Origin of the sequence: Nocardia sp. NPDC060220 (genome assembly GCF_042727815.1) — a bacterium.
In the GTDB taxonomy this organism is placed as follows: domain Bacteria; phylum Actinomycetota; class Actinomycetes; order Mycobacteriales; family Mycobacteriaceae; genus Nocardia.
Genome location: NZ_JBHWZY010000271.1, coordinates 1 through 7849, shown reverse-complemented (window position 1 = coordinate 7849; position 7849 = coordinate 1). Strand labels below are relative to the sequence as shown.

Below are 7849 nucleotides of genomic sequence, written 5' to 3'. Positions count from 1 at the left end.
AATACGACCAGCTGCAGATCAAGTTCAATCCGGCGCGCATCCTCAAAGAGGGTGTGCTCATGTGGCAGAACCGCGAGCTGGTGCCGATCCTCAAGCACCTGTCCTCGCGGATCGCCGATCAGGCGGGCGAATTCCTGCCGCTGCGCAATCTCGACGGCAGCGAGTACAAGCCGTGGATCTCCGATGCCGACCCGCAGCTGCGCCGTCAGATCGAGCAGGACCTGCGCGACGCGGGGCTGGCGCATCTGCTCGAACCGGAGAGCTTGTCGCCCGGGGAGCTGGCTGCGCGGGAGCCGAAGGAACTCGCGGATTCTGATGAGCCGGTGCAGATTTCGAGCCAGGGCGAGGAAGTTCCCGCCGTTGCCGAACCGCTGCCGCCGTGGCTGCAGGATGTGGTCGACGCGGTAAACGGGCGAATCGCCGATGCGACCGTGCTCGAAGCGCTGGCCCGCGAACTCGGGGTCCAGCTCACCGATTTCAGTGAAGAAGGGCTGCGCAAGGCTGTCGCCGAGGCCGAATACCGGTTGCTGCGCCGCGACGGTGTGATCCAGGCGCTGGAAGCGGCCGCGCGATTCTTCAACGCCGAGCACGCGGACATCCCGTTCCGGCCCGCCAACTTCCACAGCAACGACCCGCTCGGCGCCTACCTCAAGGAAGTCGTCGCGGCCAAGGGCGACGAGTTCAGCTTGCGAATGCTCAACTGGCGCGGGGTGAACAACGGCGGCGAATGGGTCAACATCTGGGGCGATCTCAGCGACGACGGTGGCGATCCGACCGTGCACGCCGAGGACGCACGCAAGATCTTCGACGACGCGCTGCGCCGCGCCGGACTGCGTGACGAACGATCCACCTGGGCACACCTGGCCGGGGCGGACCTGGAGGCGCTGGTCAACAATCTCGACGGCGAGATCGCGAGGCTGCGCGGGCAGCTGGACGACAACGTCGGAGTACTCGGTGAATTCACCCAGCGAGTAGCCGATTTCAACGACAGCGACAGCGGCGATCGGCTCGTCGTCGACCCCGAGAACGGCAAGATCGCGATCGTCGACACCGGGGCCGGACACGAGGCCGCGCTGGCCCGTGCGCTCGCCGATGCCGATGCCGACTTCATCGACCGGCTCAACCGTGGCGAGGTCGACATCGAGATCCGGGTGGTCGGGATCGATGACGGCGGCCGCGTGCACATCCTCGAGGTCGACGCGCCCGAGGTGCGGCACCTGCGCACCGAGGTGGACGGGCGCACGGTCGACGCGACGATGGTGCGCGACGGGACGCAGCCGTGGCGGATGATCGAACGGCCGCCCACGGGCGCCGAGCCGGATGCCGGTCTTCCCGCCGTGGCGAATGACGCGAATCAGCCTGTGCCGGAACCTCGTTTGCTGGCCGAGCTCAGGGCCGACATCGCCGAGGTGGCGCAGCGGCTCGGCATCGACGATCCGTCGAACCTGGCGGGGGAGCAGCTCGACACGCTGCTCGCCGAGCAGGAACGCGCCAATCAGGTGCGGGCCAGGCAGGTCGAGGGCCTGGTCGACTACGCGCGCAGCGCCGACGCGATCGACAACTTCAACGCGCTGCACAATGCGCGCAGTGCGTTGGCGCTGCGCTTCGGTGTCACGCCGGAGGCGCTCAGCCCGGAGGTGATCGCCCGTGGGCTCGCCGATCCGGCGACGCGGGTGGAGCTGCATCGTCAGCGGTCGGCGAATCTCACCGATTACGCGAAGCTGCTGCGCGCACTCGACCCGGCGGCCGTCGACGCCGCCCGTGACGCGCTCGCCCCCCATCTCGGCCTGCCGCGCGGTGCGCTGCCGCTCGACGCGGCGGCGCTGGCCGAGGCGCTGTCCAACCGTGCCGCGCGCGGTGACATCGACGATCTCGTCGGGCCGCTCGCCGACTACGTGCGGGCGCTCGCGAAGCTCGATCCGTACGCCGACAACCTGGTCTACGACCCGGATACCGACCCGCGCGCCATCGGCGACGACCCTCCGGTGCACCTACGCGACGCCCTCGACTTCCTGCGCGAAGTGGGCGCCGACGACCTCGGCAACCGGTCACCACTACCCGCCGCCCCCGAGGACGCCGTCCCCGGACCGAGCCGCGACCACGCGCGTCTGCTCGGCGTCGACCTCACCGACGCCGACGACAAGCGGGTGGCACAGGTTTACGAGTGGTTCCGCGACGGCCGCATCGACAAGCACGAACGCCTGACCCTCGAACAGCTGGCGCGGGTGCACGAGGAGATCCGCGACGAGATCCGGCAGCGTGCCGCCGACATCGCCCGCCTGCGCGAGCTCCTCAACGAACCGTTCGTCACCGACCCCGAGATCGACGCGCCCACGTCCCCGCCCGCGGTAAACGGTGGGCCGACCCACGGTGCCCCCACTCCGGATTCCCCCGCACTGCCCACTCCTGATCCCGCCACGCCTGCGCGCCCCGGTACACCCGCGCCGCCGGCATTGTCTGTGGGTCCGGATGTCAACGGCAACAACCAGGTTCCGCCGGCGTTGCTTGCTGGTTCGGATTCCGATGGCAACAACGAGGTTCCGCCAGGGTTGCCTGCGGGGCGGGATGCTGACGGCAACAACCAGGTTCCGTCGGCATTGGGTGTGGGGCCGGATGGCAACGGCAACAACAAGGTTCCACCGAGTGTGTCCGCCGGTCCGGATGTTGACGGTGAGAACGAGGTTCGGCCGGGTGCTGGTTCGCGGCAGGATCCGGGCTCCGACCCGGCCGCCGAGAACGCTGACTCCGGGCTGCCGACACGGAGGCCGGGATCGCCGGATCCGAACGAACGAGTGGGCCCGAGAGAGCGCGGCGACTTTGGTGACCCGGCGAATTCGCCGACTCCGCGTAGGGCCGGACCGGTGGGCGCAGACCCGGATGTTGTTGCGGGCGAAGTCGATCCGAGCGGAGACGTCGGCACGGGTCGGACCGGCGACGGCAGTGCGGCTGGGCAGGTCATCCCGCGTGAGCCCGATCCAGTGGGTGCTGGTGCGAATGTAGTGGTGGGCGAAGCTGATCCGAGCAAGCCGACATCGGGCGTTGACCGGGGCGACACCGGCCGGGCCGAACAAGAAGGTTCGGAGGCGGGCCAGGGTGCGCGTCGGCCGTCGGTGGACGATCCGGATTCGGGTGTCGATGACGGCGAGCCGACCACGGCCGGAGACTCGGACAAGGGTGGGGACAACGCTGATTCGGGAGATCCGGACAAGAGCTTCGACCTGGATCGGGACGGTGGTGCCGACGGGGACGGCCAGGGTCCGCCGCGGTCGCCCGATGGTGAGGGGCAGCCGGGAGTGCGCAGGCAATTGCCGGGGTCGGCGATGCGTTCGCACATTCCGCATCCGCCGCACGAGTACGAGGTCGAGCTCGACGTGCCGGTGTTCGACGCCGTCCAGTGGCCGGTGCCGCCGCTGGTGCTGACGCCGGAGACACCGCTGCCGCCGGAACCGCCGAGCCAGCCGGAACCGCCGCGCCCGCCGAGCCAGCCGGAACCGCCGCGCCCGCCGAGCCAGCCAAATCCGCCGTGCCCGCCGGATCAGCCGAATCCGTTCGTGCCACCGAAACCTCCTCTGCCGCCGGGCGAACCGCTGCCGCCGGGCGAACCGCTGCCGCCGGGCGAACCGCTGACGCCGGTTCCACCCGTGCCACCGTTGCCGCCCGCGCCGCCGGTACCGACGCTTCCGCCTGCGCCGACGCTTCCGCCGGTACCGCCGCTGCCGCCGGTACCGACTGAGCCGCCGCTGCCACCTGTGCCGCCGTGGCCGACTGAGCCGACGCCGACTGAGCCGGCTCCGAACGAACCGACGGTGCCGTCGTGGCCGGTCCAGCCGACACCGCCGGGCGGAAATCCAAGTCTGCCGTCTCTTCCGCCGTGGGGAACGCAACCCCCTGGCTCGGGCATGCCGGATCAGCCGGGAGGCGGTCAGCCGTTCCCGCCAGGCAATGGTCAGCCCTATCCGCCGGGTAGTGGGCAGCAGTACCCCCCGGGTAATGGTCAGCCGTTCCCGCCTGGAAGTGGGCAGCAGTACCCCCCGGGTAACGGTCAGCCGTTCCCCGGTAGCGGTCAGCCGTACCCCGGCAACGGTCAGCCGTACGCGCCTGGAAGCGGTCACCCGTACCCACCCGGTAACGGTCAGCCGTACGTGCCGGGTAATGGTCACCCGCCGGGTAATGGCCAGCTCTACCCTCCGGCGAGCGGAAACCCGGCCCTCGACCAATCCGGTTGGCAGCAGCCGGGTACCGGCAATCCGCAGGGTGGTGCGCCGATGTATCCGCCGCCCGCGATGCCGCCTGCCGGCGGGCAGGGCGATACCCGCAGGCCTTATCGGCCGGAGTATCAGCCGCCGACCGAGCACATCGTGCTGCTCGTCCGTCCGTACGGCGGTGGCGTGCTGGCCGAGTTCGATCCGCGGTCCGGTTCGTTGCGGCCCGCGGCGCCGGGACAGCTCGGCGCCGACGGCCTGTACGCCGATCTCGGTGGGGTGACGGTGATCTTCTATCGGCTCGCCGATCGGCTGATGGTGCAGGTCGGTGCACAGCCGATCGAGCTCACCTGGGCCGCGCACGTGGGCTGGGAGCGTTCACGGCAGCGGATGACGCGGTTCACGGTCGCGGTCGACGGCAGGCCGATGGGTGAGCTGATCTACCGTTCGCTGCCGCCGGAGCTGGACCTCGGCCTGCTGATCCGTAACGTGGTTGCCGATCCGGCGGGCCGGATGACAATCTTCAGCGACCGAGTCTGATGCGATCGGAGAGGTTTCGAAGGTGAGTGACGATCCGATCGAACTGAGCGATCCGGATGTGGTGATCGACGCGGCGACCGGCAGGTTGTCGTATCGGGGTGAGCCCTACAGCGGCGCGGTGACCCAGACCCGCCCCGACGGCACCTGGCGCGAGTACTGGAGCTACGACGACGGCGACCGCGACGGTGACTGGACGGGCTGGTACCCCGACGGCACCATGCGCTACAACGGCGAGTTCTACCGCAACCGGCCCGTGGGCACCTGGCAGGAGTGGTATCCCGACGGTGCCCGCCGCCTGGAGGACGTCTACGACATCGAGGGCACGCTGCTCACCCACTCGGTCTGGAACCAGGCGGGTGAGGTGATCGAATTCGAGGACGAGCGCACCCGCAAGGACATCGCGGCCGACGCGGTGCCCGCGGACGATCCCGCGTTCCGCTGGGACGACGAGGAAGGCCGCATGTACTACGGTGCCGAGCCGTTCACCGGCAGGCAGTTCCGCCGCCCGGCACCGAGCAGCCCCATCACCGACCTGGCCGGCTACACCGACGGCTACCCCGACGGTCCGACGCGCGGCTGGTACCTCGACGGCACCCCGCGCTACACCGGCGAGTACGCCGATCGGCACGAGGTGGGCCGCTGGTGCACCTGGTTCCCCACCGGGAATCGCAAGGAAGAAACCGTTTTCGCCCCCGGCGGCGCGTTGCTCACCCGGACCGTGTGGGACGAGGCAGGCACCGTGACAGCGCGGTACGGCGAGAACCAGGACTAGGCAACAGGAGTGCGCAGTGGCTGACGAGCTGGCCGGGGATCCCGATGTCGGATTCACCCTCACCACGGTGGTGGCCGACGACGACGGGATCACGGATCGGGCCGCCGCCCTGAGTCATCGCATCGCGAAAACGCTGGCGGCGCTGGGTCCGCCGGGCTGGACCAAGGTCGAGGCTTCCTTCGCGCTGACGGCGGCGGCCGAGGTGTCGATGGTCGTGTTCCACGATGAGCAGGAGCGTTTCGCCCGGGTGTTCCCGAGCCCGGAACTGCTGGATCTGCTGCGTGAGCACCGGCACCTCTCCGCGTCGATGGGCGACGGGCCGTGGTGGCGCTACCTGCTCACCCTGAGCAACGCGGGCCGGATGAACGTCGAATTCGACTACGGCGACGACCCGTTCCCGGACGACCAGCTCTTCCCGCCGACGGTGTACCGCACCGACATCGAGATCTATCCGCGCGACCGGCTGCCGATCTGGCTGGCCGCCTACATCGGTCACGGCAACCGGCAGATCCGCACGCCGCTGGCCGCGGCCGAGCAGGCGCGCGCCGATACCGCGGCGGGCCGCACCGCCATCGGGTCGGCGCCGGACGTGGAATTCCCGCCGCTCGATCTCCTGGCCCGCCGGTGGGCGTTGATCGCCGCCGCGTTCGTGGCGATCGGCTCCAAGTGGGGACCGCGGGTGACACCGGCCTTCCACGTCTTCGAGGGCTCGAAACACAGCGGCTCCACCCTGTGTCTGCTCCCGGGCGATCGTGCGGTGCTCTCCGGCGGGGTGTGGGACGCACCGGAACTCGACGCCGTCTACAACAAAGTCCTCCCGATGCCGCAGTTCTTCCTCGGGGCGCCCGATTGGGTCGCCGAGCCGGTGATCAACCGCCGCGCCGAGAACGGTCTGCTGAGTTTCTGCTATTGGTGGGAGGGCGGCCGCTGGTATCGGGGCGCGTCGGCCGGCGCCGACGCACTCACGTCCGCCGTCCCCGGGATGTGGGACACCAGGACCGTTGTCGACGTGCTGACCGGCTTGCTCGGCGCGAAAGCGGGTCAGGCGCAGAAGGAAGCGGTCCCCGGCCTGGTCGAGGCCGCCGAGCGTGGGGCCGTGGCCAGGGAGGCGTTCACCCGCGTCTTTCCCGACGATGTCTACAACGTCGATTCCGCCTGGTTCCAGCTGAATCTCGCCGGTTCGGCGGGCACCCACACCGTCGGCCTGGCGACCTGACGTACGGCGTCGTGCTGTTGCGTGGGTGTGGCACTTGTGGTGTGCTCGCTAACCGACGGGCTGGGCGCGACGGCCCGCGAGTCGGAGGGAACCGGGAATGGCCAACGAGCACGCCAAGGCACAGATGGCGGACATCCTCGAGACTGTCCAGACCCAGATGCGTGCGATCGCGCAGGTCCAGCAGGACCGCGCCAAGATCATCGCCAGCGCCACCGTGCGCAAACGGGTGACGGTGACGGTCAACGCCGACTACAAGGTCATCGAGACGAAGTTCACCCCCGACATCGACGACCTCACCTACACCGAGATCGCCAAGGCCGTGACCGAGGCCGCGCAGCAGGCCTCGGTCGAGGTGGCCCGCAAGACGCAGGCGCTGATGGCGCCGATCCAGAGCGAACGCGCCCGCCTGCCGAAGATCACCGAATTGGTCGACGACATGGACGGTTTCGCGATTCCGCAGCCGGTGGAAGCCTCGCTGGAGCCGCCCAACTCGCCGGAGCGGGAACGACTCTCGACCGACGAAGAAGACGGATCCCGTGATCCGTCGCGGCCCGCTACCGACGCGGGCTGGTGATCGCGATGGTCGGAGATGGTCGAACCATCGCCACCAGTGAGATCGCTGCTGTACATGCGTAATTCATGTGACAGACCGTAGAATCGTTAGCAAGCCGTGCGAATCGGCGGTGTCGTGGTAGCGGTGCCAGGCGGGGCGCGAGGCGACACCGGTACGGACAGGGAGGGTCGACTTCATGACGGGACCATCGGCGCAGGATCAGTGGGCGGGGCTGCGTTCGGCAGCCTCGGACGGATCGCTGATGCTCGAGCCGTCGGCGCTGCCGAACCTGGTCGAAGCCGCCAACAACGCGCGCTACTGGGTCAACTCGGTGAAATCCCAGGTGGACATGGTCTCGAACCTGCCCGAGTTCTCCTCGCTGGAGTCGGGCAAACAGCTGTCGAAGCAGTTCGAAGGGAAGGCCGGTCAGCTGCAGACCGTGCTCGGCAAGCACGAGACGGTACTCGACAATGTCGCCAACACCTTTCTCGACGCGGCCCGGCATTACAAGGGCGCCGAGGACGGCAGCAAGGTGGATCTGGACGCGCTGCGCACCAAGATCGAGC

General features: G+C 69.2%; 5 protein-coding genes. All 5 read left to right on the top strand.

Annotated elements, in window-relative coordinates; translation table 11 throughout:
• The first annotated feature begins 59 nt into the window (after window positions 1-59).
• On the top strand, window positions 60-4742 hold the full coding sequence (locus ACFWF3_RS16090) for a hypothetical protein (protein ID WP_379314277.1): 4683 nt from the start codon (window positions 60-62) through the stop codon (window positions 4740-4742).
• Between the two features lie 22 nt (window positions 4743-4764).
• Window positions 4765-5514, top strand: coding sequence for a toxin-antitoxin system YwqK family antitoxin (locus tag ACFWF3_RS16085; RefSeq protein ID WP_379314276.1), 750 nt, complete (start codon window positions 4765-4767; stop codon window positions 5512-5514).
• A gap of 16 nt (window positions 5515-5530) precedes the next feature.
• Window positions 5531-6730 carry a hypothetical protein gene (locus ACFWF3_RS16080; protein ID WP_379314275.1) on the top strand — a complete coding sequence of 400 codons (1200 nt, stop codon included), beginning with the start codon at window positions 5531-5533 and terminating at the stop codon, window positions 6728-6730.
• 97 nt (window positions 6731-6827) lie between these two features.
• Complete coding sequence (locus tag ACFWF3_RS16075) at window positions 6828-7304, top strand: YbaB/EbfC family nucleoid-associated protein (protein ID WP_101464408.1); 477 nt, start codon at window positions 6828-6830, stop codon at window positions 7302-7304.
• 175 nt (window positions 7305-7479) lie between these two features.
• Window positions 7480-7849, top strand: a 370-nt coding sequence (locus tag ACFWF3_RS16070; protein ID WP_379314274.1) for a hypothetical protein, incomplete at its 3' end; no start/stop codon positions are given.